The sequence below is a fragment of the Herbaspirillum sp. FG34 genome (assembly GCF_057809315.1).
This window is the reverse complement of record NZ_JBMDJS010000004.1, coordinates 1-22,110: the sequence shown is the minus strand read 5'-3', so window position 1 is coordinate 22,110 and position 22,110 is coordinate 1. Positions and strand designations below refer to the sequence as shown.

Annotated in this window: 18 protein-coding genes; 14 read left to right on the top strand and 4 right to left on the bottom strand. The window is 62.3% G+C overall.

The window, feature by feature from the left end; translation table 11 throughout:
- Window positions 1-36: 36 nt before the first annotated feature.
- From ACODSZ_RS06280 to ACODSZ_RS06270, 3 genes are all read left to right on the top strand, one after another.
- Window positions 37-1,599 carry an NADH-quinone oxidoreductase subunit L gene (locus ACODSZ_RS06280; RefSeq protein WP_488927273.1) on the top strand — a complete coding sequence of 521 codons (1,563 nt, stop codon included), beginning with the start codon at window positions 37-39 and terminating at the stop codon, window positions 1,597-1,599.
- A gap of 62 nt (window positions 1,600-1,661) precedes the next feature.
- Entirely contained in the window at window positions 1,662-4,142 is a 2,481-nt protein-coding gene (locus ACODSZ_RS06275) for a YbcC family protein (RefSeq protein WP_488927359.1), read from the top strand.
- Between the two features lie 71 nt (window positions 4,143-4,213).
- Window positions 4,214-5,008: an EAL domain-containing protein gene (locus tag ACODSZ_RS06270; RefSeq protein ID WP_175342587.1), complete on the top strand. Its 795-nt coding sequence runs from the start codon at window positions 4,214-4,216 to the stop codon at window positions 5,006-5,008.
- 67 nt (window positions 5,009-5,075) lie between these two features.
- On the opposite strand, the gene ACODSZ_RS06265 is transcribed toward ACODSZ_RS06270, so the two are convergent.
- A complete protein-coding gene (locus ACODSZ_RS06265) occupies window positions 5,076-5,696 on the bottom strand; it encodes a carboxymuconolactone decarboxylase family protein (RefSeq protein WP_008328726.1) in 621 nt (206 codons plus the stop codon).
- A gap of 266 nt (window positions 5,697-5,962) precedes the next feature.
- Here ACODSZ_RS06265 and ACODSZ_RS06260 point away from each other — a divergent pair, with 266 nt between their 5' ends.
- Complete coding sequence (locus ACODSZ_RS06260) at window positions 5,963-6,331, top strand: hypothetical protein (RefSeq protein WP_008328727.1); 369 nt, start codon at window positions 5,963-5,965, stop codon at window positions 6,329-6,331.
- A gap of 36 nt (window positions 6,332-6,367) precedes the next feature.
- Here ACODSZ_RS06260 and ACODSZ_RS06255 read toward each other — a convergent pair whose 3' ends face one another.
- Window positions 6,368-7,348, bottom strand: a complete 981-nt coding sequence (locus ACODSZ_RS06255; RefSeq protein WP_488927272.1) for a site-specific integrase — start codon at window positions 7,346-7,348, stop codon at window positions 6,368-6,370.
- 183 nt (window positions 7,349-7,531) lie between these two features.
- On the opposite strand from ACODSZ_RS06255, the gene ACODSZ_RS06250 reads away from it, so the two are divergent.
- From ACODSZ_RS06250 to ACODSZ_RS06220, 7 genes are all read left to right on the top strand, one after another.
- Window positions 7,532-8,593 (top strand): DNA-binding protein, encoded by a 1,062-nt coding sequence (locus tag ACODSZ_RS06250; protein WP_488927271.1) that lies wholly within the window; start codon window positions 7,532-7,534, stop codon window positions 8,591-8,593.
- A 255-nt stretch (window positions 8,594-8,848) separates the two neighbouring features.
- Window positions 8,849-10,417 (top strand): cbb3-type cytochrome c oxidase subunit I, encoded by a 1,569-nt coding sequence (locus ACODSZ_RS06245; protein WP_175342590.1) that lies wholly within the window; start codon window positions 8,849-8,851, stop codon window positions 10,415-10,417.
- A complete protein-coding gene (locus ACODSZ_RS06240; RefSeq protein WP_175342591.1) occupies window positions 10,414-11,076 on the top strand; it encodes a cbb3-type cytochrome c oxidase subunit II in 663 nt (220 codons plus the stop codon). Before ACODSZ_RS06245 ends, ACODSZ_RS06240 begins: the two co-directional genes overlap by 4 nt.
- Before the next feature lie 9 nt (window positions 11,077-11,085).
- Window positions 11,086-11,871 carry a c-type cytochrome gene (locus ACODSZ_RS06235; RefSeq protein ID WP_488927270.1) on the top strand — a complete coding sequence of 262 codons (786 nt, stop codon included), beginning with the start codon at window positions 11,086-11,088 and terminating at the stop codon, window positions 11,869-11,871.
- 20 nt (window positions 11,872-11,891) lie between these two features.
- Window positions 11,892-12,986, top strand: a complete 1,095-nt coding sequence (locus tag ACODSZ_RS06230; protein WP_488927269.1) for a c-type cytochrome — start codon at window positions 11,892-11,894, stop codon at window positions 12,984-12,986.
- 4 nt (window positions 12,987-12,990) lie between these two features.
- Complete coding sequence (locus ACODSZ_RS06225; protein WP_488927268.1) at window positions 12,991-15,207, top strand: heavy metal translocating P-type ATPase; 2,217 nt, start codon at window positions 12,991-12,993, stop codon at window positions 15,205-15,207.
- Window positions 15,208-15,457: 250 nt separating this feature from the next.
- Window positions 15,458-16,210, top strand: a complete 753-nt coding sequence (locus ACODSZ_RS06220) for a substrate-binding domain-containing protein (RefSeq protein WP_488927358.1) — start codon at window positions 15,458-15,460, stop codon at window positions 16,208-16,210.
- A 12-nt stretch (window positions 16,211-16,222) separates the two neighbouring features.
- Here ACODSZ_RS06220 and ACODSZ_RS06215 read toward each other — a convergent pair whose 3' ends face one another.
- Together ACODSZ_RS06215 and ACODSZ_RS06210 are read right to left on the bottom strand one after the other, a co-directional pair.
- Complete coding sequence (locus ACODSZ_RS06215) at window positions 16,223-17,572, bottom strand: sensor histidine kinase (RefSeq protein ID WP_175342595.1); 1,350 nt, start codon at window positions 17,570-17,572, stop codon at window positions 16,223-16,225.
- 41 nt (window positions 17,573-17,613) lie between these two features.
- Window positions 17,614-18,270 carry a response regulator gene (locus tag ACODSZ_RS06210; protein WP_349627545.1) on the bottom strand — a complete coding sequence of 219 codons (657 nt, stop codon included), beginning with the start codon at window positions 18,268-18,270 and terminating at the stop codon, window positions 17,614-17,616.
- A gap of 166 nt (window positions 18,271-18,436) precedes the next feature.
- On the opposite strand from ACODSZ_RS06210, the gene ACODSZ_RS06205 reads away from it, so the two are divergent.
- From ACODSZ_RS06205 to dsbG, 3 genes are read left to right on the top strand one after another with little or no spacing between them, the layout of a single operon-like run.
- Entirely contained in the window at window positions 18,437-19,291 is an 855-nt protein-coding gene (locus ACODSZ_RS06205) for a TlpA family protein disulfide reductase (RefSeq protein ID WP_488927267.1), read from the top strand.
- A gap of 8 nt (window positions 19,292-19,299) precedes the next feature.
- Window positions 19,300-21,147, top strand: coding sequence for a protein-disulfide reductase DsbD (gene dsbD / locus ACODSZ_RS06200; protein ID WP_488927266.1), 1,848 nt, complete (start codon window positions 19,300-19,302; stop codon window positions 21,145-21,147).
- Window positions 21,144-21,974, top strand: coding sequence for a thiol:disulfide interchange protein DsbG (dsbG, locus tag ACODSZ_RS06195; protein WP_488927265.1), 831 nt, complete (start codon window positions 21,144-21,146; stop codon window positions 21,972-21,974). Before dsbD ends, dsbG begins: the two co-directional genes overlap by 4 nt.
- Window positions 21,975-22,110: the final 136 nt, after the last annotated feature.

The window sequence follows — 22,110 nt, the reverse complement described above, 5'->3', positions numbered from 1 at the left end:
ATCATGATGGCATTCCAATTCATGAGGTTGCTTGTCATGACGACCATCCCGCTGATCTCCTGCAGTGCCTGGGCACCGCCCGCACTGACGATGGCCGCCGCCCTGGTGCTGGGCCTGTCCCGGCTGGCGCCGCCACGCGTCTGGACGCTGTTCCGGTTGCTGTCCCTGCTGGCCTTGCTGTCGGCCTTGTTCAATCTGGTGGCGGGCCGCGCTGGCGCGCCCTGGCCGGGCGTATTGCACCCGACCACGCTGGGGCTGGTGCTGGCCCTGCTGGTGCAGGGACTGGGCACGGTGATCGGCAGCTTCTCCGCGCGCTATCTGCAAGGCGAGCAGGGGCAGCGTCAATATGCCGCCGCCCTGGCGCTGGTGCTCACGGCCGTGCACCTGCTGCTGCTGGCCGATCACTGGGTGGTGCTCATCGCCGCCTGGGCAGTGGTCGGCCTGGCCTTGCAACGCTTGCTGTGTTTCTATCCGGACCGTCCGTTTGCACGGCTGGCCTCCTACAAGAAGAGCATTGCCGACCGTATCGCCGACTGCCTGCTGATCGCCGCCGCTGCACTGGCCTGGGCGAGCGTGGGCAGCGGCTCGTTCTCGGACTTGTGGCTGTACCTGGACCAGCACGGCATGTCGAGCGCCTTGCAGATGAGCGCACTGTGCCTGACCCTGGCGGTGATCCTGCGCACGGCCTTGCTGCCGGTGCACGGCTGGCTGATCCAGGTGATGGAGGCGCCCACCCCGGTATCGGCCTTGCTGCATGCGGGCGTGGTCAACCTGGGCGGATTCGTGCTGGTGCGCTTTGCGCCCCTGCTGGAGCAGGCCGTCGCCGCGCGCGCCGTGCTGCTCATCGTCAGCGCCGGCACCGTTCTGTTGGCCGGGCTGGTAATGCTCACCCGCATCAGTATCAAGGTCAAGCTGGCCTGGTCGACCGTGGCGCAGATGGGATTCATGTTGCTGGAATGCGCGGCCGGCCTGTACCTGTTCGCTGCGTTGCACCTGATCGGTCACTCGCTCTACAAGGCGCATGCCTTTCTGTCGGCTTCCTCGGTGGTGCGGGAGACCCGCCTGTCGGCCCTTTACAGCGCCGCGACTCCGTCGACCTGGAGCGTGATCCTGGCACCCGTGGTCAGTATCGCCCTGGTGCTGGGCCTGCACAGCTTGAGCCCGCATGCCGCCTGGCCGTGGTGGTGGAGCAGCATACTCGGGCTGGCCTGGGCACCGCTGCTGTGGTACTCCACGGCCAAGGGCAGTGGTCGGGTGCGCGGCTGGCTGCTGGGCCTGCTGGGGGCCGCCGGGCTGACCCTGGCCGCGCTGCTGGCCCACCTGCTGCCGCTGCATATCAACGATTACCCGCGCGCCGTGTTTGGCGTGACGGCGCTGCTGGCGATGCTGGCCCTGTATGTCTGCATGGGTCTGTTGCAACTGGCGCCGCAGGCCATGGCCGCCTGGCGCCGTCGCAGCTACGCCGGCTTCTATCTGGATGAAGCCTACACCCGGCTGGCCTTGCAACTCTGGCCCTCCAACTGGGCACCCAGCGCCCGCCGGGCCGCCACCGGGCAACAAGTGAACAATCTTGCCAGCGATGGCCGTGGCCAGGGCTGAACCCGACTCACCGGAGAATCTGCATGAACCAATTTGTCCAACATCGCCAGGCGCAGGCCACCATGCCGGTCGCCGCCTGGAACGCTGAACTGGAGCAACAGCTGCAGCAAGCCTGCCAGGATGCCTGCGGCGCCATCGCTCCGGCCTGGCCGCTGGATCGCGCCATTGCGGTCAATCCGCACTGGTCACGGGTCGGCATGCCGCTGCGCCAGGTGGCGGCGCGCATGGCGCTGCTGGGCGGCATCCAGGTGTTTCCGCCGAAGGATCAACTGCAGCAGGCCTGGGACCAGGGCCGTGTCACGCAGGCCGACCTGGAGTACGCGCTGGCGCAGTCCATCGAGGCCCAGGAGCGTGGCTTCGACGTCGCCCACTGTCTTGCCGTACTGGCCTCGGCCAGCCCGGTGCCACGCCTGCCGCTGCTCATCGATGTGCTGGACAACGACCCCCAGCGCCATACCCGGCTCTCCTGGCGGCAGGCCATCACGCACCAGGTCAGCCAGACCTGCGCCGCCTATTTCGACCGCCACCAGGCCGACTGGCAGCCCGAGCGCGGCATGGGCCTGTACGCCTTCTGGCGCGAGACGCTGGAGCACGACCACGGTATCGGCCTGCTCATGGGCCTGCCGCATATTGCCGAGGGCATCCGTACCTTGCCTGCCTGTGCACGCGAGGCCGAACGGTGGGTCATGCGGCACATGGACCTGCCACCCGAGGTCTGGGCCGATTACCTGGAGTCGGTACTGCTGACTGTCAATGGCTGGGCCTCCTGGTGTGCCTATCTGGGCTGGCAGGCCAAACTGGAAGGCGGCAGCGACGAGCACCTGCGTGAGCTGCTGGCCATTCGCATGGCGTGGGGTGCCTTGCTGCTGGAGTGCAAGGATGATGAAGCCGCCAGCCACGCCTTCCATACCGTACAGCAGGCCTGGGCACGTTCGCAGGAACGGCTGGAGCAGGTTCGCCAGGATCTGCTGGTCGATGAACTGTGGCAGGTCGCGCTGGAGGCCGGCTACCAGCGCAAACTGGCGGCCGCCTTGCTACAGCAGGATGCCGGCGGCACGCCCACGGTGGAGGTGCAGGCCGCCTTCTGCATCGACGTGCGCAGCGAACCCTTGCGGCGGGCACTGGAGGCCGTGCATCCGGGCATGCAGACGCTGGGCTTTGCCGGTTTCTTTGGCCTGCCGGTGGCCTATACGCCGCTGGCGACCGAGGCCAGTCGCCCGCAGTTGCCGGGCCTGCTGGCTCCGGCCTATCAGGTGCAGGATGTGTTCATGCCGGCCGCTGCAACCGCCGACGGCGGCGTGCTGGCCAGCGCCGTGGCACGGGCGCGGCGCAAGACGCTGGCCTTCAGAGAGCAGTGGTCGGGCAACACACGCTGGCCGGGTTCGGCGTTTTCGTTCGTGGAGGTGGCGGGTGTGACGGCGCTGGGTGGCTTGTGGCAATGGCTGCGACCGGGTCAGGCCGAGCGTGCGCGCGATGATCTGGCCGGGCTGCCGGCGCGGTATCGCGATCTGTGCCGGCCGCAACTGGTCGGCGTCCCGCTGGAAGACAAGGTGGCGCTGGCCGCCCGCGTCCTGCACGCCATGGGACTGGACCGCCAGGTGGCGCCGCTGGTCCTACTGGTCGGACATGGCAGCCAGTCGGCCAACAACGCCCACGCGGCGGCGCTGGATTGCGGGGCCTGCTGTGGCCAGACCGGCGAAGTCAACGCGCGTACGCTGGCGCAACTGCTCAACGAGCACGACGTGCGACGCGGCCTGCTGGAGCGGCAGATCTTCCTGCCTGAAGAGAGCCATTTCCTGGCCGTCCTGCACAACACCACCACTGACGAAATCGAAGCCTTCGATCTGGACCTGCTGCCGACGGCCGCGCGGTCGCGCTGGCAAGCCCTGCAACCGGTGCTGGCCGAGGCCGGTGATCGTGTGCGCCGTGAACGTGCGCTGCGGCTGGGCATGGATCCGACCCAGGCCGCACCGGTGCTGCTCAAGCAATTGCGTCGCCGCGCCAATGACGGCGCCCAGACGCGTCCCGAGTGGGGCCTGACCGGCAACGCCGCCTTCCTGATCGCGCCGCGCGCGCGCAGCCGTGGCCTGGATCTGGGCGGACGCTGCTTCCTGCACGACTACGATGCCTGCCAGGATCACGACGGCAGCGTACTGGAGCTGCTGATGACCGCACCCATGCTGGTGACCCACTGGATCAACTGGCAGTACCACGCCTCCACCAGCGACCCGCTGCGCCTGGGAAGTGGCAACAAGCTGCTGCACAACGTGGTGGGCGGCACCATCGGCGTGTTCGAGGGCAATGGCGGAGATTTGCGCATCGGCCTGTCGCGCCAGTCCCTGCATGATGGTCAGCAGTGGATACATGAGCCGCTGCGCCTGACCGTGGTGATCGATGCCCCGGCCGAGGCCATCGACGCCATCGTCACCCGCCATGCCATCGTGCGGCAGTTGCTGGAGCACGGCTGGCTGCACCTCTGGCGCTTTGGCCAAGAGGGCCTGGAGCAGTGGCGGCGCGAGGGCTGGAGATCAATTGCTTTGTGAAACTTCTGGTATCGTTGGCGAGATGATGTAGCATGGATGCCGTTTTGCAAACCATGATTGCCGGAGAGAGAATGATTCCCATACTCCCAGCCTCCCATGCCAACCCGGGAGAGGACGCTGCGCGCCGCTCCTGCGAGGGTTGCTCGGAGGAGGGCACGCTGGACATCGAATTCGAGTATGCCTATCAGCCCATCGTGCGCCTGTCCACGCGCTCGGTGTACGCATACGAAGCGCTGGTGCGCGGCCCCCAGGGGGAGCCCGCCCATACCGTACTGGCCCAGGTCAACGACGGCAATCGCTATCGTTTCGACCAGGCTTGTCGCACCAAGGCCGTGGAGGGGGCGGCGCAGCTGGGCATGACGCAGTTCCTGTCGATCAACTTCCTGCCCAATGCGGTCTATCGTCCGGAGGTCTGTATCCAGAGCACCTTCAAGGCGGCGCGCAAACATGATTTTCCGATCGAACGCATCATCTTCGAGGTGACCGAAGGCGAGCGGGTGGACGACCGTCCGCATCTGGTGAACATCTTCAAGGAATACAGCCGCTTCGGTTTTCGCACTGCCATCGACGATTTCGGTGCCGGTTATGCGGGCCTGAACCTGCTGGCCGAATACCAGCCCGATCTGATCAAGATCGACATGGACCTGGTCCGCAACATTGATACCGACAAGCCGCGCCAGGCCATCGTGGCCGGCATTGCCGCCATCTGTCGTGAGCTCGACATCGAGATCCTGGCCGAGGGCGTGGAGACCCGTGCCGAACGCGATCATCTGGCGGCACTGGGAATCGACCTGATGCAGGGGTACTGGTTTGCCAGACCGGCGTTCCAGTCGCTGGGGATCGTGCCTGAGACGGCCTGGGAATGACTTCTCCAGACCGGCGCCGGCAGTATTGAAGCAAAACGGCCTCCCATGTGGGAGGCCGTTTTTTCTCTTAGTCGGGGAATCGCACCAGTCGCTTGGCGTCCTTGGGTGTCTGGTATTGCGCGACATTCATCTGCATGGCCAGCAGCGTGTAGTAGGCATTGATGCCGGTGAGATCGACCACGCCTTTTTTGCCGAAGCGTTTTTCGGCGCGGGCAAAGGTCTGGTCGGAAACACGCTTGTTGCGATGCAGTTCGAGCGAAAAGTCATAGACGATCTGTTCATCCTCGCTCAGGCCTTCCGGACGGCGGCCGTCGGCGATGGCGGCGGCCACTTCCGGCTTGATACCGGCCTTGATGGCGATGGGATAGTGCACGTACCACTCGTAATCCTGGGTCCATTCGCGCGCCGTGATCAGAATCACCAGCTCGCTGAGGGTGTTGCCGATGGCCGACTTGTAACGCAGATAGTCGCCCATGGAGCGCGCCTCTGTCATCACCTGGGGACTGTGCATCAGGGGTTCGAAGGGGCCGAACACAGGCACCTTGCGCGCAGCGAGGAATTCATCGGCGGCTTTTTTCTGTTCCGGCGTGTACTGATCGGGCGGAATCACCGGCAGGCGGTCCGCAGCCTGGGCTACGGCGGCCGACAACAAGGTGGAGGCAAGGGCAATGCGCAGGAATCGGTTCATGAAGGTCTCTGTCTCTGAATATTGATCTGTTTATGGGGGCCGTCGATGGCGCTGGCGGCCATGGATGCGGCGGTCCCAGCATAGGCGAGCTTGCGCGGAATGTCTTGCCAACTCTTCATTTGAGAGTGCGCGAGTGTGAATGTCATACAACATCGGCAGGCGCTTGCCGATTTCACTCCCATCATCAGGCAGGGGAGAGTCGATGGTGTTGGCCGTGCGGCGCGGCTACAATCTCTGCCCGGCAAACAAGCAATGAGACCCTCTCGATGAAAAACCACGCCGTACTCCCGTGGCTGGCCCTGCTGCTGGCGCTGGGTGGCTGCGCCACCGAAGCCTATCGCGCCACGGAGAGCCAGTGCGCTCCGGCGGCCTATGCGCAGTACCCGATCATCCAGCAGACCCGTATGGAGATGCGGACCCGCGCCATCCAGGTGCCGACCGGACAGACCCGCTGCAGCTCGGTGGTCAACGGCAATCGCACCGATACGGTATGCCAGGACATCCTGCGCACCGAGTATCAGCAATATCCTGTCTACGTGACAGTCGACATCAATGAATATGGCCGCAACCAGGTCATTGCCGCCTGCGCGCGCAGCCAGTGCGTCAAGACGCACGGCAATCCGGACTGCGAGTAAGTCTTTCCGTGCGTCTTGCGTTGACGCGGGCTGATCCTATGGCAGGTCAGCCTCATCTGCTGTGCCCAATGTGGCGGGCTGCTCCGGCAGCAGGCGTTCCAGCATGGCGCGGTGGTAGGGGTCTTGCGATTCCACATAGCGTGCCGCCGAATGAATGTTTTTCCATCCCACGTACTCCATGAGGGCGCGCATCTCCCAGCCGTTGGCGCTGGCCCAGCTGGCAAAGCCGCGGCGCAGTGAGTGCGAGCTGTAGAGATGGGCATCGTCAATGCCGGCCGAACTCAGGATCCGCCGCAATAGCGGAATGATGCTCACCGCATGGATCGCCTCTTCGCTGATGCGGCCCCAGCGATCGATGCCGCGGATCACCGGCCCGCTGCTCAGGCCGCTGACTGCCAGCCAGTCGAGATAGGCCGCCACCGGACACAGCCGCGAGAGCGCCGGCGTCTTGTAGGTGCTGCCCTTGAGGTTGCGGTCGGTCTTGGTGCGCGGCAGGTGGATGCGCATGCCTTCGCCTGCCACGGCCTCGATGCGGGCAATATCCAGGCGCGCCAGTTCGTCGCTGCGAAAGCCCCGCCAGAATCCGATCAGCAGCAGGGCCTTGTCCCGCGTATGGCGCAGCAGATCGGTAAAACGAGACTGCTGGCGGGCCAGTTCGCGTTGCTGGTCGAGATAGCCCACGGTTTGTTCCAGGGCGGCCAGTTGCAAGGGCTTGGCCCGCTTTTCCTGCGTCGGGTGCAGCTCCTGGATGCCGCGCAGCATCTTGCGCACCACGGGTGCCTTGGTCGGATCGGGAAACCCTTGGTCTACATGCCACTGCCCCAGTGCCGAGATCCTCTGCTTGAGGGTGTTGTGCGCCAGTTTTCCGGCGTGGTGGGCCAGATAACGCAAGAGACTGTCGGCCGTGGCCGGCAGGAAGCCTCCCCATTCGACTTCGAAGTGACGCACGGCGGCGCGATAGCTGCGGCGCGTGTTGTCACGGGTGGCAGCGTGCAGGTAGTCGTCAATATCGATCATGACAAGGGCGCAATGAAGGGGCATTACAGCCCGATGAGAGGATCTCGGGCGATTTTAGCCGATAAGATTGAATAATGAGCCAATATTCAATCTTAATATTAAAAAGATAATCAAGGAAAAATCCTTGAATATATTATGTAATTACGTATTATGTAATACATTATCAAATAACGGATTGGAACCATGGCACGCACCGGCCTCTACAAATCGGAAGTGAAGAAAGCCCGTGATGCCTTGCTGGCACTAGGCCGTCATCCGTCGGTGGATGCGGTGCGGGTGGAACTGGGCAATACCGGTTCCAAGACGACCATCCACAAATATCTGAAAGAACTGGAAGAAGAAGAGGGTGGCCAGGACCGGCCGCGCAGCATCAGCGACACCTTGCAGGATCTGGTCGGTCGCCTGGCGGCCCAGTTGCAGGCCGAAGCCGCGATCCAGGTACAGACCGTGCGCGCCGACGCCGAGGCGGCGACGACGCGGATGCGCCAGGAGCTGGAGACGCTGCGTGCGGCCCATGCCGAGCAGGGGTTGCGTCTGGGCCAGACGCAACAGGCCCTCATTGCCGAGCGCGCCGCGCATGACAAGACCCGTGAGGAGCGCCAGGAACAGGCTGCCGTTGTCCGCACGCTGGAGGTCCGTCTGGCCGCCTTGCAGGAACGTCTGGACGAGAACGAACAGCATCGCCAGTCGCTGGAAGAAAAGCACCAGCACGCACGCCAGGCCCTGGAGCACTACCGCAGTGCGGCCAGGGAGCAGCGCGAGCAGGATCAGCGGCGCCACGAACAACAACTCCAGAGCCTGCAGGCCGAGTTGCGCCAGTTGCGTCAGGAAGCGGTGATTCGCCAGGAGGACATCACCCGCCTGAACCAGGAAGGCGTGCGCCTGATCGCCGAGTTGTCGCACAGCCGCCAGGCGCTGGCTGAGCAGCTCACGCTGGCAGCGCGTCGGGAGCAGCAGCTGGACTCGCTGCAACAGGTCGCCTCGGCCAAACTCGTGCTCGAGGCGCAACTGGCTGCCAGAAACGAAGCCTTGACGCAGTTGCAGTGCCGTCTGGCCGAGGCGCAACAAGATGTCGCCATCGCACGCCAACAATGGCAGCAGGGTGAACGCGAACTGGCCGCGTTGCGCGCCAGGCTGGAGACACACGAGGCGCTCCTGCAGCAGTGGCATACCCGAACCGACACGGAACCAATGCGAGAAGAAGAAAAGAATGAGCGCATAGCGCCAGGCACTGTCGACCCTTGATGTTCCAGGGCAGGGTGGCCGACGCCACCTCAGGTGGAGCAACGATCATCGTTGCTTGCCGGGAGGCAGGACACTCAAGATCATCGCTCTGCACCGCAATCGTTGGCTTGCGTTAACGTTCATTTAATCCTGCCGTACTAACCTCCCTGCATTTAACAAATAGCGATAAAAGGGGACGGTGGTCATGTATCACTTTCATCATGGCAGGTGGCGCCGTTTGCCAGCGACGCCGAGGGCATCATCGGGGGTGGCGGCATGAATACCACCATTGGTCTTTTGCTGTTGCTCAGTTTCGTGGTGTCACTGGCGGCGCTCGGGACGCTGATCTGGGCGATCGCCAATCACCAGCTGAACGTCAGCCGGGATGATGCAGCCTCGATTTTTCTGAAGAACGAAGCCGGCCAGTTTGACGCGCCTTCCATTGACGCTTCATCCGGCGATGCTGCGCATCGGTTCGACGCACAGCGCGCTGGCATTGATGCTCCCGGCCGTCGGGTGGTGCTGCTGGCGGCCAGCATGTCCATCGTGTTCCTCATCGCGGGCTCGTTGTTCGGCGTGCTGGCCTCATTGAAAATGCACATGCCAGATTGGCTCGCCAGCAGCGCGTTGACCACTTTCGGCCGCGCTCGCACCATCCACCTGAATCTGGTCGCATACGGGTGGCTATCGGTGGCAGGCGTCGGCGTGGCCTTGTGGCTGATTCCACGTATTTTTCACACGCCGTTGCGGCGTCCTGCAATGGCCTATGCCGGCGCCTGTCTCTGGGTCCTGGGCGTGATCGCGGGTGTCACTGCCATCGGCGCTGGCTGGAATGATGGTCTGGAGTGGCTGGAGATTCCCTGGCAGATCGATATCGTGCTGGCCATTGGCGGCTTTCTGTTGGCCTGGCCGGTCGTCGAGACGGCCTGGCATCGCCAGGTACAGCATATCTATGTGACGGGATGGTACTTCCTGGCCGCTCTGGTCTGGTTCCCGGTCTTGTTCATCATCGCCAATCTCCCCGGCGTTCACATGGGAGTGCAGCAAGCCACGATGAACTGGTGGTTCGCGCACAATGTGCTCGGCTTGTGGCTGACCCCTCTGGGTGTCGGAACGGCCTACTACCTGATTCCCAAGATCATCGGCAAGCCCGTGTATTCATATAGCGTTTCGCTCCTGGGATTCTGGGGCCTGGCGCTGTTCTACAGCCAGGTGGGCATTCATCACCTCATCGGTGGACCAGTGCCGACCTGGGTTGTCACTCTCTCGGTAGTCCACAGCGTGATGATGTTCATCCCGGTGATCGCCGTGGCGGTAAATCAGCATACTACGGTGATACAGAATTTCTGGGCTTTCAGGCAATCCATGGCGCTGCGCTTCGTCTGGACCGGTGCCCTGATGTATACGGCAGCGTCCTTCCAAGGTTCTCTGGAGGCGATACGGGCGGTCAATTCGATTACCCACTTTACGCACTACACCGTCGGCCACGCGCATTTGGGCGCCTATGGATTTGTTTCATTGGTGATGTTCGGCGCGTTCTACTACATGATGCCCCACCTGACCGGCAAGCCATGGCCGTGGCCACGCATGATTGGGCTGCATTACTGGCTTACCTTGCTAGGCTTTGGCATTTATTTCGTGGCATTGAGTGTGGGAGGTTTCTTCCAGGGAATCGCCTTGCTCGATCCAGAGGCCAGTTTCGCCCGTATCACTCAAGACCTCATGCCCTATCTCCAGGCGCGTTCGCTCGGTGGCAGCATCATGACCTTGGGCCATATTCTGTTCGGAGTACATTTCTTCGCTCTGCTCATGAGCAAGGGATCGTTCAAAGGAGCTGCCGCATGAACCGTATCACTCCTTTGATGCTCGGGGCGCTGCTCATCTTGGTCTTCGCCACGGTGCTGCTGGTACTGTTGCCGGGATGGCAGGTGCGCTCGATATCGGCACCGCCGCAGCTCAAACCTTACGACGCACAGCAACTTGCCGGGCGCGAGCAATACGTGGCCAACGGCTGCGTCTACTGCCACAGCCAGCAGCCACGTTCGGCCGGACAAACGCTGTCCGATCTGGCGCGCGGCTGGGGTCGTGCTTCGACCCCGGGAGACTACGCCTATGATGCACCGCATCTGCTGGGCACCATGCGTACCGGCCCGGACTTGCTCAATGTGGGTGTGCGACTGCCTTCACGGGACTGGCATCTGACGCACCTTTATCAGCCTCGCGCCATCTTCGGCTGGAGCATCATGCCGTCGTATCCCTACCTGTTCGAGATCAAGAGCAAGGCTGGCCCGGGTGACGTCGTGGTCAAACTGCCAGCGGCCTGGCAGCCTAAAGAGGGTCAGGTAGTGGTGGCACGCAAGGAGGCGCTGGATCTGGTGGCTTATCTTCAAAGCCTTAATCGCAGCTATCCGACTGATCTGAGCGAGGAGCGTCTGCGGGATCAGGGTTATAACGGTGCGGGGACATCCGGCACAGCAACCAGCGCTACAGGCGCTGCCAATTAAGGAGGGGCCATGTCACGTCAGAATAAGTCGGTCCAACGGCAGCGACATCAGGTGGACGAGAGTTTCGAGCCATGGGAACGCGCGCGTCCCATCCCCATTTTCGTATTGGCGATCCTTATCGCCTTGGCGACGTGGGGGGCAATGACCTATTGGCGTGGTTTTGTCCCATCCCCCGCTGCTCAGCCAGTGGCCGCATCTCAGCAAGCCCAGGCCTCGTTCGAGCAGGTCGATTCGAGCGCCCCTGACGTCGTGCGCGTGGGCAGTGCCACGGTTTGGAGCTGCGCCTCGTGTCATGGAGGCCAAGGGCAGGGGAGCGGTCAGACACCGCGCTTGGCGGGATTGTCGCAACGCTACATGAGCAAGCAATTGCACGATTTCGCCGAGGGAACAAGGCTCAACGAATCGATGCGCTACGTGGTCACGCAACTCAGCGCTGAAGAACTGGCTGAGGCAGCCCGTTATTACTCGGGTCTTGCGCCGCTGGCGCCGTCTGCCTACGCCAGCGTCGATCCTCAGAGCCAATCGCTCAAGCGCGGCAAACACCTGCAAGAAGAAGGTGATTGGGACCGCAATATTCCCGCCTGCTTCACTTGTCATGGCAAGCAGGCCGAGGGTGTCGGCGACGACTTCCCTCGTTTGGCCGGTCAGCAGCCTGAATACCTGCTGAGCCAATTGACGGCGTGGAAGGGCGGTGCACGGCACAACTCGGCACAGGCGCTCATGGATGACATCGCCAAACGCATGAGCAACGACGACATGTGGGCCGTGGCCCAATATCTGGCCACCTTGAAGTGAGCCGGCACGGAGAAAAACTCATGGAAACTACCGAACCCCGCATGACCTCCCGCATGTCCAGTCGCAAGCGCGCCGCTCTGGCCGTGTTACTGGGCGGCTGCATGTTTGCTGCCGGTTACGCACTATTGCACACTGGCGTCGTGGAGCAGCTCTACTCAGCGCTGGGAGGCAAAACGCCTGGGACTCAGGCAGCCCCGATTTATTCGCGCGCCCAGATGGAAGAGGATCGCAAGAAGCTGCAAAGCGATCCTCGCTCGGATCGGCCGCGCACGCCGGTGGATGCCCAGGGATTCTACATTCCGCCCAGCGAGGCCTCCATTCCCAAGAATGCCTACGGCGACGCGGTACGGCGCGGCCGCGCTATCTTCACTGAAACCGGTCTGCGTGTGAAAGACCATGTAGGCAACGCCCTGGCATGTGCCAACTGTCATCTTGATGCCGGGCGTCGTCACGATTCGGCGCCGATGTGGGGGGCTTACGGAGCCTATCCGGCATTCCGTGCCAAGACAGGCGCCATCAGCACGTTGGAAGACCGCATCATGGGCTGCTTCACTTATTCCATGAACGCCCAAGGCTCGTCCAGCGGCAGCCCGCCCGCCGCAGGCAGCGACGTTTATCGTGACCTGATGACCTACATGGCTTGGATGGCAAATGGCGCGCCAGCCGGTGAAAAACTGCCAGGAGCGCTTTACCCCAAGCTTCCCAAGCCAGCCTTGGCCTACGATCCCAAGCGTGGTGCTACCGTCTACCAGCAGAACTGTGCCTTGTGCCACGGTTCTCAGGGGCAGGGCCGGACGGAAGCGGATGGTACCGTTCGTTTCCCGCCGCTGTGGGGTGCGCAATCCTACAACTGGGGAGCGGGGATGGCGCGCATCGACACTGCGGCCGGCTTCATCAAGGCCAACATGCCGCTGGGCAAGCCCAATTCGCTGAGCGATCAGGATGCGTGGGATGTCGCGGCCTACATCAACAGCCGCGAACGTCCCAAGGATCCGCGCCAGACCGGTACAGTGGTCCAGGCTGCCGAAAAAGATCACGCGGGCGAACAAAGCTATTACGGCAAGATGCTGGAGGGCAGGCTGATCGGTGTAGGTACCAGTGCCAGCGGCGGCTAATTTCATGGATGCAGCCAAACTGGAACAGGTGCGCAGCGCTGGCCGCATGGTGTTTTCAGTACACGGAATGTGGTGCGCCAGCTGCGCCATGGCCTTGCAGCGAGCCCTGGCGCGGGTCAAAGGCGTACGTGCGGCTCAGGTCAACTTCATTTGCGGCGCGGCAGTGCTGACCTGGCATCCTGAGAGTATCGACTTTGCAGCACTGCTGCAGCGCGCCGCCAAACTTGGCTATCCGCTCACGCCGTCGCAGGATCAAGATGCGGCTGCCCACGCCTTGCACAAGCAGGCCCGGCGCATCCAGTTTCGTCTTGTGGTCGCGGTCTTTTTTGGTATGTGGAGCATGCTGGGTTGTTGGGTGTTGTACCTGGATCCCGGCCTGGCCCGGGCACCGGATGGGCTGGTCATTGCCTGGCTGGCGCTGCTGGCCGCCTTGCCTGTGATTTTTTACTGCGGCCACGATTTCATGCGCATGAGTATCCGTGCCTTGCGCACTGGTCTGGCCGGCATGGATACGCTCATTTCAATGGGTGCGCTTGGCGCATTGCTGGTGTCGCTGCTCAATCTGCTCAGAGGAGACAGCACCATCTATGTAGACGCATCAACGATGCTCATCAGCTTCCTGCTGGCGGGGCGTTTGCTTGAACTGCATGCCAGGCAAGCCAGCGGTGCCGCGCTGCAGGCCTTGGCACAACTGGCACCGGAATCTGCCAGCCGTGTCAACGCCGCCAATGAAGAAGAAATCGTCCCGCTGTCTCAACTGCAGGTCGGCCAGAAGATCAGAGTACGCGCCGGCGAGCGTATCGCCGTCGATGGCATCGTGTTGGAGGGAACATCACTGCTCGATGGGGCCTTGATGTCAGGCGAAACGATGCCGGTGCAGGTGGTGCCGGGCGCGACAGTACAAGCCGGCTTCGTCAATCTGCTATCACCCTTGCTGGTCAGGGTGGAGGTGCTTCAAGGCGCGCGCCGTATTGATCAGTTGGGCTTGCGTATGCTGGAGCTGTTCGGCCAGCGCAGCCAGCTATCGCAGTCTGCCGAGCGCTTCGTGCGCTGGATCTTGCCCCTGATCTGCTCGCTGGCGATCTTGTCCGTTGCGCATCGATGGTGGGTGGGCGAGCAGCTCTTGCCCGCTGTCGTGGCAGGCCTGAGCATGCTGGTGTCGGCCTGTCCCTGCGCCGTCGGGGTATCTGTACCGCTGGCCTATGCAATCGCAGCACGGCGCGCGGCGGCCAATGGCATCCTCTGGCGTGATCCGGCCAGCATCGAGGGGCTGGCATCGGCGCGTGTGATCGCGTTCGACAAAACCGGCACGCTTACCAATGGCACTCTGGAGATCGATCAAGTGAGCGTGGCCGAAGGTCAGACGCAAGAGCAGGTCCTGCGCTGGGCCTGGGAGGCCGAATCCGGGGTCATCCATCCGGTGGCAGAAGCTCTGCGTCGTCATGCCGTCAACCGCCATTGGACGTTGGCTGCCGCAACAGTACCGGTGCAGCGTCTGTCCTGGGGAGTGCGGATGCAGCTTCCCGATGGGCAGTGGCGTCTGGTTGGCGCGCGTCCGTGGCTCGAACAAGAAGGCGTGACAGGATTGCCCCCCCTGCCTGAGCGCACCGGTAGCGTTCACGTGGCACAAGGCGGCCTCTGGCAGGGTAGGGTCTCTTTCAAGGACGTGTTGCGCACCGATACGGGCGCGGTACTGGCATCGTTGTCGGCGCAGGGAAAGAAACAAAAATTGTCCTTGTGGCTGATCACGGGTGACAGCGCCCAGGCGGCGCACGAGCTCGATACGGCCCTGAATCATCCTTTTGCTCGCGTACTCAGTGCTTGTTCACCGGAAGATAAAGCCACCGCCATCGCCGGCGTGGGCCAGTCCGTTTTCGTGGGGGATGGCGTCAACGATGCACTGGTACTGGCCCGCGCCGCCTGCGGGATAGCCGTGCCCGGGGCCAGCCAGGTCGCCGTCGGCGCGGCCGGCATGGTCATTGCGGAAGGCGGGCTGGCGCAGCTGGCTTGGGCTCGTCGCTACGCACGCCAGACCTGCAATGTTGTGCGCCAAAATCTGCTGTTTTCCATCATCTACAACGCAGGCATGGTGATCTTTCTGTTCTTTCACGGTGTCACCCCGTTTGCAGCGGCGCTGGCGATGTTGGCCAGCAGTGTCTCCGTCATGCTCAATGCCAGCCGCTTGAGCTGGTCAAGCCGGAGCAATCAGCCTGCCGGCTAAAAAAGTCCCGTATTACGCGCAGCTCATGGAATAAAAGGCCTCTTTGGGCCGTATACCTCATCGATCCCTCCGGGGACACCCTGTGCAGGCAGCAGCATCAAAGCGCTGTCGGGCAATTTCTCTACTTAACCATGGTCATGGAGTTCTCGTGAAAAAAACAACGGATTTAACCGCATTCAATACCTTCGTGTCCGCATATCGCATGCCGGTGCTCGGACATGCGCGTCTTTGGCGTCGGGTCAGTTTGGCGATGGCAGCGTTGCTGGTAGCGGCCAGCAACGCTGGATGGGCAGCTGACGGGGCCGTGCTCAAGGTCTATGGTCCCGGCGGTCCGGCACCGGCGATGAAAGAAGCAGCTGCCACTTTCTCTGCACTCCATCATGTCCAGGTGGACGTGGCTGCTGGCCCTACCGGTCAATGGGTTGAGGTCGCCAAACAGGATGCCGATGTGATCTTCAGTGGCGCCGAGAACATGATGTCGGACTTCGCCAAAGCACTGCCGGGAGCGTTTGACCTGCATGAGGCTGAACCGTTGTATCTTCGTCCGGTCGCCATCCTGGTCAGGCCAGGCAACCCCAAGGGCATTCGGGGCTTCAAGGATCTGCTGCGCCCGGGCATCAAGGTACTCACCGTGGCGGGTGCCGGCCAGACAGGGTTATGGGAGGACGTGGCCGGCCGTACTGGCGATATCGAAACGGTCAAGACCTTCCGCAAGAACCTGGTAATGCCGGAAGCCGGCAATAGCGCACTGGCCCGCGAAATGTGGACGAAGAATCCGGACATTGATGCCTGGCTGATCTGGAACATCTGGCAGGTCTCCAATCCCGCCCTGGCCGAACTGGTTGCGGTGGAAGAACCCTACCGCATCTACCGTGACGTCGGCGTGGTAATGACCATGCGCGGCAAGCAGTCACCGCAGGCGCAGGCATTCTTGACTTATCTCAAGTCCGATGAGGGCCGCCGCATTTTTGCCAAGTGGGGATGGCTGAGCACGGCCAAGTAAGCCGCGCGTTTCTCAATCACGGTGGGGAGAGGCAGGGTAGTAGCGCTTGAACACCACAGTCGCCACGGTACCTCCGCCAGCACGGGGAAACAGCGCAAGGCTACCCTGGTAGCGTTGCAGGATGCCGTTGACGATGGCCAGGCCGAGCCCGCTGCCTTGCACCTTGGCTGACTGCGGCCCGCGCCAGAAGCGGCGGCCGACCTGCAGGCGATCATCGTCACTGAAGCCGCAGCCGCGATCAAGCACGCGCAACTCCACCTCATCGTCGCGCAGGTCACACTCCAGTTCCACCCTGCAGTGTGAGGGTGAGTAGGCCAGGGCATTGTCGATCACATTGCGCAGCACCGTGCCCAGAAGAACCTCCGGCATGGCGATCCGTGCTGACTCGCGACCTGCATCGAGCGCTTCAATGCGGGCAGTCAGGCGATCGCTTTTCATCGCTGGCAAGCTCCTTGCCACTGACTGCAGCACCAGGCTGAGGTCACTTATGGCATGGGGATGTGTGTCGCCATCAATCCGTGCCAATGCCAGCAACTGCTCTATCAGATGCTGCATGCGCTCGACGCCCTGATGGGCCATGTCCAGCGCTTCATCCAGTTTATCCGGCTGACCAGGTTGCTGCCGGGTCATCTGGGCAATCTGCAGATGCAGTTTGATGGCGGTGAGTGGTGTGCGCAGCTCGTGGGCAGCGCCATCGGTGAAGCGTCTTTCCAGCATCAGCGCCTGGCCGATCTGAACCACCAGCCGATCTACCGTGCTGGCAAATGGCAGTAACTCAGTTGGGCATTGCTCCTGCGGAAGCGCACTCACATCCTCGGGATTTCTTCGCTCCAGTCGCTTGCGTAGTCGCTCCAGCGGCGCCAGTCCCCAATTCACGCCGAACCACACCGCCAGCAGCATGCCGACAAAGGCAATCGCAAAGGGCAGGGCGGCGGCCAGCGCAATCTCGCGCAGCAGACCTTCCCGGCTGTCGATGCGGTCAGCTGTGGCAATGCGCATGCCATTGTCTTCCAACACATAGGTGCGCCACAGCTTGCCACCAAACGTGCTGACCCCATAACCCAATGGCAACTGGTTCAGGCGCGGGCTGCCAGCGGTCCGCGCCAGCGTGCGCTCGGCCACCTCACCACGCATCAGGCTGACCTCGCAGGCCAGGCCATCGCGGCCGATCACGTCCAGCGGCATGGTGCGGCCCTGGCTGGGAAGGTTGCGCGGCATGGTCGCCATCAGGCCGGCCACCATCCGCGCCGAGGATGCCAGCCGGTCATCCAGTGCCTCGCGCAGATGCTGGCGTACGTCCAGCAACATCCACAGCGATACAGCGCTCCAGAGCAGCAACAGCGACAGGCCAATGATGGCCATGAGGCGCAATCTCAGGCTCAGGGCGGGACGGCCGAGGGTACTCATTCGATGTCCCCGATGCGGTAGCCCAACCCGCGGATCGTCTGAATCGACTGGCTGCCCAGCTTGCGGCGGAGGTGGTGGATGTGCACGTTGAGTGCGTTGCTGCCTACCGGATCGGCAAAACCGTACAGGCTGCTATGCAGCTGTTCGCTGGTGAAGATGTGCTCGGGATTACGCAATAGCGCCAGCAGCAGGGCAAGCTCACGGCGCGAGAGGTCAACCTCCTGGTCATCCACCCAGACCTTGGAAGCGCTGGGATCGCACCTGAGTCGACCATGGCGGATGATATTGTGAGTGCGCCCCTGGCCGCGACGGACGATGGCATGCAGTCGGGCCACCAATTCGCTCAGATCAATCGGTTTGACCAGATAGTCGTCAGCGCCGGCCTCCAGCCCGGCGACACGATGCACCACGGCGTCACGCGCACTCAGGATCAGGACCGGCATGCCGATGCCACGCAGGCGCCAGCCATTGAGCAAGGCCTGGCCATCGCCGTCGGGCAGGCCCAGGTCGAGAATGCAGATGTCGAAACTGGAGGTGCTCAGGGCGGCATCCGCCTGGGCCACCGTGAAAACCCGGTCAACGGTGATGCCATGCAGTTCGAGCCCGGTCTTGATCCCGTGGGCGACCAGTTCGTCGTCTTCAATGACCAGCACATGCAACTGAAATTCTCCTGTGAACGTTAACGCAAAACATGATGATAGGGGCTTTGCTTCCGCCCGGGGAAAAACAGTTGGTACCTGTCAGCCAATTAATTCTGGCTTAATCGCGGTGCGCTAAGGTAATGGCCATGAACAGTGAAAAAGCAAGTCGATCTGCCCTATGCCTGATGTCTTGGCGATAGGTCCGCTGGCCGTGAACGCGCACGTGCTGGTGGCGCTGGCAGCGCTACTGATCGGGTTGATGGTCACCCAGGGGGTGGCACGCCACCTGAAGACCAGCGATGCCGGGATGGGCTGGTTGCTGCTGCTGGCCGTGGTGATTGCACGCGGCAGTTTCCTGCTGCGCCATCTGCAGGAATATCGGGAGGCGCCGCTGTCCTTGTTCAATCTGCGCGATGGCGGCTGGGATCCGATCTCCGGATGGGTGGCTGCCTTGCTGGCGATGTTGTGGCTGACGCTGCGGCGGCGCCGTCGCAGTCTGCCGCTCTGGGCAGGCCTGTTGAGCATCACCTTGGTCGCGGCTGGCGGGCAGTGGTTTCTATGGGTCCAGTCCAGGCAACGCACGCTCTCCCAGCCTGCTCTCCAACGGCTGCCACCCATGACCTTGCCGGCGCTCGACGGCGGTATGTCAGACCTGCGGCAATGGCCTGGCAAACCGTTGTTGATCAATTTCTGGGCGAGCTGGTGCGGGCCCTGTGTACGCGAGATGCCGATATTGATGGCGGCGCGACAACGCTACGGCAATGTCCAGTTCGTCTTTGTCAACCAAGGGGAGAGCCCCGCGCAGGTGCACACCTTCCTGCAACGCGAGGATCTGCCCACCCAAGATGTGCTGCTCGATACGCAGCTGGCATTGGGGCATTTTTTCGATGTGCGGGGCTATCCCGGCACTTTGCTCTTCGATTCCAGCGGCCAGAAGATCGCCAGCTGGCAAGGGGAGTTTTCACAAGCCACTCTGGCGGAATTTCTGCGGGCACTTAGTGCGCCAGCAGTCGCGTCAGCCTCGTCTCCCTGAGTCTGTTCATGCTGTCATTATTCAACCGCTTGCTGTGGTCCTGGCGCTGCCCTGTATTCGCTTTCCTGGCGTTGCTGCCCGTCACCTGCTGGTCGCTCGCCCTCCAGCCATCGGCCGTGATCGGCGACGCCCAGTTTCTTGGTGCCGAGCAAGCCTTCCACTTCCGACTGGACCAAGTGGGCGATGGCAAGCTCCAGCTGCGTGGGCAGATCGCCGATGGCTATTATCTCTATCGTGACCGTATTGAAGCCGTCAGCCTTGACGACGGGAAAAGCGTTGCGCTGGACAAGCCTGAGGGCGAGCGCAAAGACGACCCCAATTTCGGCGTGGTCCGGATTTATCGGCACGAAGTTCTGCTCACCTTGATCGCTCCGGTTAACGGGGACATCGAGCTTACCTGGCAGGGCTGTGCCGACGCCGGCCTATGTTACGCCCCCCACTCGCAGCGTATCCAGCTCCCTGCTGCCGTTGATGGCGGCAATGCACAGGCGCACACCTTCGATTCGCAATCTCTGGCCCAGGCCGCCTGGAGTGGTGGCAGCGACATCCAGATCAGTGATTTTCTGCAACGTTCTTCCTTGCTGGTGCTGTTGCCGCTCTTTCTGCTGATGGGCATGGGAATGGCCTTTAGCCCTTGCGTACTGCCGATGGTGCCGATTCTCTCCAGTATCGTGGTCGGGGCCAATGCGTCGCGGAGGCGCTCGCTGATGCTATCGCTGGCCTTCGTGCTACCCATGGCCCTGGTGTACGCCGCCATGGGAGTGGCCGCGGCCTATCTGGGAAGGGGATTGCAAGCGCTTCTCCAGCGCCCCGAAGTGATGCTGGCCTTCGCACTCGTGTTTGCGCTCCTGGCCCTGGCGATGTTCGGCTTTTATAGCCTTCAATTGCCGGCCTCCCTGCGTACCCGGCTTGAACGCCACTCGCCGCGCGGGGGATCCCTGACGGGATCTGCAAGCATGGGCGTGTTGTCGGCGCTACTGGTCGGGCCATGTATGACCGCCCCACTGGCCGGTGTACTGCTCTTTATCTCGCAAACCGGCAAGATGCTGGATGGGGGCTTGCTGTTGCTGTCCTTGGGCCTTGGCATGGGCGTACCACTGATGATTGTCGGTACACTGAGCAGGCAACTTCTGCCCAGGCCTGGAGCGTGGATGGAATGGATCAAGAACGCTTTCGGTTTTGGTCTGCTGGCCATGGCGGTGTGGACGGCACAACGTGGCCTGCCACCTGCAGTTGGCCTGGCGCTGTGGGTATTTTGGCTAGCCAACCTGACCGTGGCTCTCTATGTGGGCGCTCAGGGGTTGCCTGCGCGCTTGCGCATACCGGTGCACGCCGTCGCCGCCGTGCTGGGCTGCTGGGGCGTGCTTGCCACAATCGGCCTGGCCGCCGGGCAACCTGATGCCTTTCATCCGCTAAAAGAAATATTGTCGGCCCGGCGCGCTGTCGCGCCTGCGCAGGCTGGACCGACGCTTGCTGTCAGCACGTTGTCCGCCCTCAGGCAACAACTGACTGTTACGGCAGGACGCGGCCAGGCGACCATCGTTGATTTCAGCGCGGATTGGTGCACTGCCTGCCAGACCCTGGAACACCAGGTATTGACCGATGCGAGCGTGATCGATGCCTTGCGCGGCATCCAGCGTATTGAAGTCGATGTCACCACTACCGGCACCGCCCAGCAGGAATTGATGCAGGCGTATGGCGTTATCGGACCGCCGACCTTCCTGTTTTTTGATGCCTCTGGCAAGGAGCGGCGTGATCTGCGATTGGTGGGGGAATTCAATGCTGCGCAACTTGGCCGGCGACTGCAACGTCTTGCTCAACATGGCCTCAGTGCCGATTACCAGGAATTACCATGACCTTATCTTCTTGCTCCCGCCGAATGCTGACCACGCTGAGTGTGCTGGCCATGCTGCATTCAATTTCGGTCAACGCCCAGACTGCACCGAAGACACCGCCCACGCTCAAGGCGTTGGAGCAGCAGGGCGTGCACTTCGTGGCCGACACGCTTCCCGCCCCCAGGGGCATGAAGGGCTGGGCCGCCTACCATGGCCAGCAGCCGCTCGCTTTTTACGTGACTGGCGATGGCAACGTCATCATGGGTACCTTGCTGGACTCCGAAGGTGAGGACATGACCAGCAAGCCTTTGCAGGATACCGTTCAGGCAGCGATGATGGATGGCATCTGGAAGCAGGTCCAAAAAAGCCATTGGGTGGCAGAAGGCAGCCCCTCAGCCCCTCGCACGCTCTATGTCTTCACGGATCCAAATTGCCCTTACTGCACTCAACTCTGGTCGGAGACCCAGCCCTGGGTCAAGGCGGGAAAGGTGCAGATCCGCCATATCCTGGTCGGGATATTGACCAAAACCAGTCCCGGGAAGGCGGCCGCCATCCTTGCTTCGGCCAACCCGGGCAAGGCGCTGACGGCCCATGAGACGGCGTATTTCGAAGCGCGCCAGAAGCAGGCAGCAGATGGCCGGAAAATCGACCCGGATGGGCAGGGGATCGCTCCATTGGATCGTGTTCCGGCCAACATGTCCCAGCAGCTCGAAGAGAACACCCGCATGATGCTGCAGCTGGACTTGCAAGCTACCCCCGCGCTGATCTGGCGCGATGCGTACGGTGCAGTGCACATCAGGCAGGGAGTGCCGCAGGGTGATCTGAAGAAAATAATGGGACCTATCTGATCTGAATAATGTCCTCAGATCAGACCAGTTCAGCGTCGTTGCCTTCGTTCTGCGTGCATGCGCGCATCAACGAAGCGCGCATGGGTTTCCTCGGCCTTGCGACGGCCGAAGGCATAGTTGGCTTCCAGCCACATGA

What these genes read in the sequence shown, in the direction of transcription:
- ACODSZ_RS06280 (WP_488927273.1), top strand. Translation starts at nt 37, where the DNA reads ATGACGACCATCCCGCTGATCTCCTGCAGTGCCTGGGCACCGCCCGCA.
- ACODSZ_RS06275 (WP_488927359.1), top strand. Translation starts at nt 1,662, where the DNA reads ATGCCGGTCGCCGCCTGGAACGCTGAACTGGAGCAACAGCTGCAGCAA.
- ACODSZ_RS06270 (WP_175342587.1), top strand. Translation starts at nt 4,214, where the DNA reads ATGATTCCCATACTCCCAGCCTCCCATGCCAACCCGGGAGAGGACGCT.
- ACODSZ_RS06265 (WP_008328726.1), bottom strand. Translation starts at nt 5,696, where the DNA reads ATGAACCGATTCCTGCGCATTGCCCTTGCCTCCACCTTGTTGTCGGCC.
- ACODSZ_RS06260 (WP_008328727.1), top strand. Translation starts at nt 5,963, where the DNA reads ATGAAAAACCACGCCGTACTCCCGTGGCTGGCCCTGCTGCTGGCGCTG.
- ACODSZ_RS06255 (WP_488927272.1), bottom strand. Translation starts at nt 7,348, where the DNA reads ATGATCGATATTGACGACTACCTGCACGCTGCCACCCGTGACAACACG.
- ACODSZ_RS06250 (WP_488927271.1), top strand. Translation starts at nt 7,532, where the DNA reads ATGGCACGCACCGGCCTCTACAAATCGGAAGTGAAGAAAGCCCGTGAT.
- ACODSZ_RS06245 (WP_175342590.1), top strand. Translation starts at nt 8,849, where the DNA reads ATGAATACCACCATTGGTCTTTTGCTGTTGCTCAGTTTCGTGGTGTCA.
- ACODSZ_RS06240 (WP_175342591.1), top strand. Translation starts at nt 10,414, where the DNA reads ATGAACCGTATCACTCCTTTGATGCTCGGGGCGCTGCTCATCTTGGTC.
- ACODSZ_RS06235 (WP_488927270.1), top strand. Translation starts at nt 11,086, where the DNA reads ATGTCACGTCAGAATAAGTCGGTCCAACGGCAGCGACATCAGGTGGAC.
- ACODSZ_RS06230 (WP_488927269.1), top strand. Translation starts at nt 11,892, where the DNA reads ATGGAAACTACCGAACCCCGCATGACCTCCCGCATGTCCAGTCGCAAG.
- ACODSZ_RS06225 (WP_488927268.1), top strand. Translation starts at nt 12,991, where the DNA reads ATGGATGCAGCCAAACTGGAACAGGTGCGCAGCGCTGGCCGCATGGTG.
- ACODSZ_RS06220 (WP_488927358.1), top strand. Translation starts at nt 15,458, where the DNA reads ATGGCAGCGTTGCTGGTAGCGGCCAGCAACGCTGGATGGGCAGCTGAC.
- ACODSZ_RS06215 (WP_175342595.1), bottom strand. Translation starts at nt 17,572, where the DNA reads ATGGCCATCATTGGCCTGTCGCTGTTGCTGCTCTGGAGCGCTGTATCG.
- ACODSZ_RS06205 (WP_488927267.1), top strand. Translation starts at nt 18,437, where the DNA reads ATGCCTGATGTCTTGGCGATAGGTCCGCTGGCCGTGAACGCGCACGTG.
- dsbD (WP_488927266.1), top strand. Translation starts at nt 19,300, where the DNA reads ATGCTGTCATTATTCAACCGCTTGCTGTGGTCCTGGCGCTGCCCTGTA.
- dsbG (WP_488927265.1), top strand. Translation starts at nt 21,144, where the DNA reads ATGACCTTATCTTCTTGCTCCCGCCGAATGCTGACCACGCTGAGTGTG.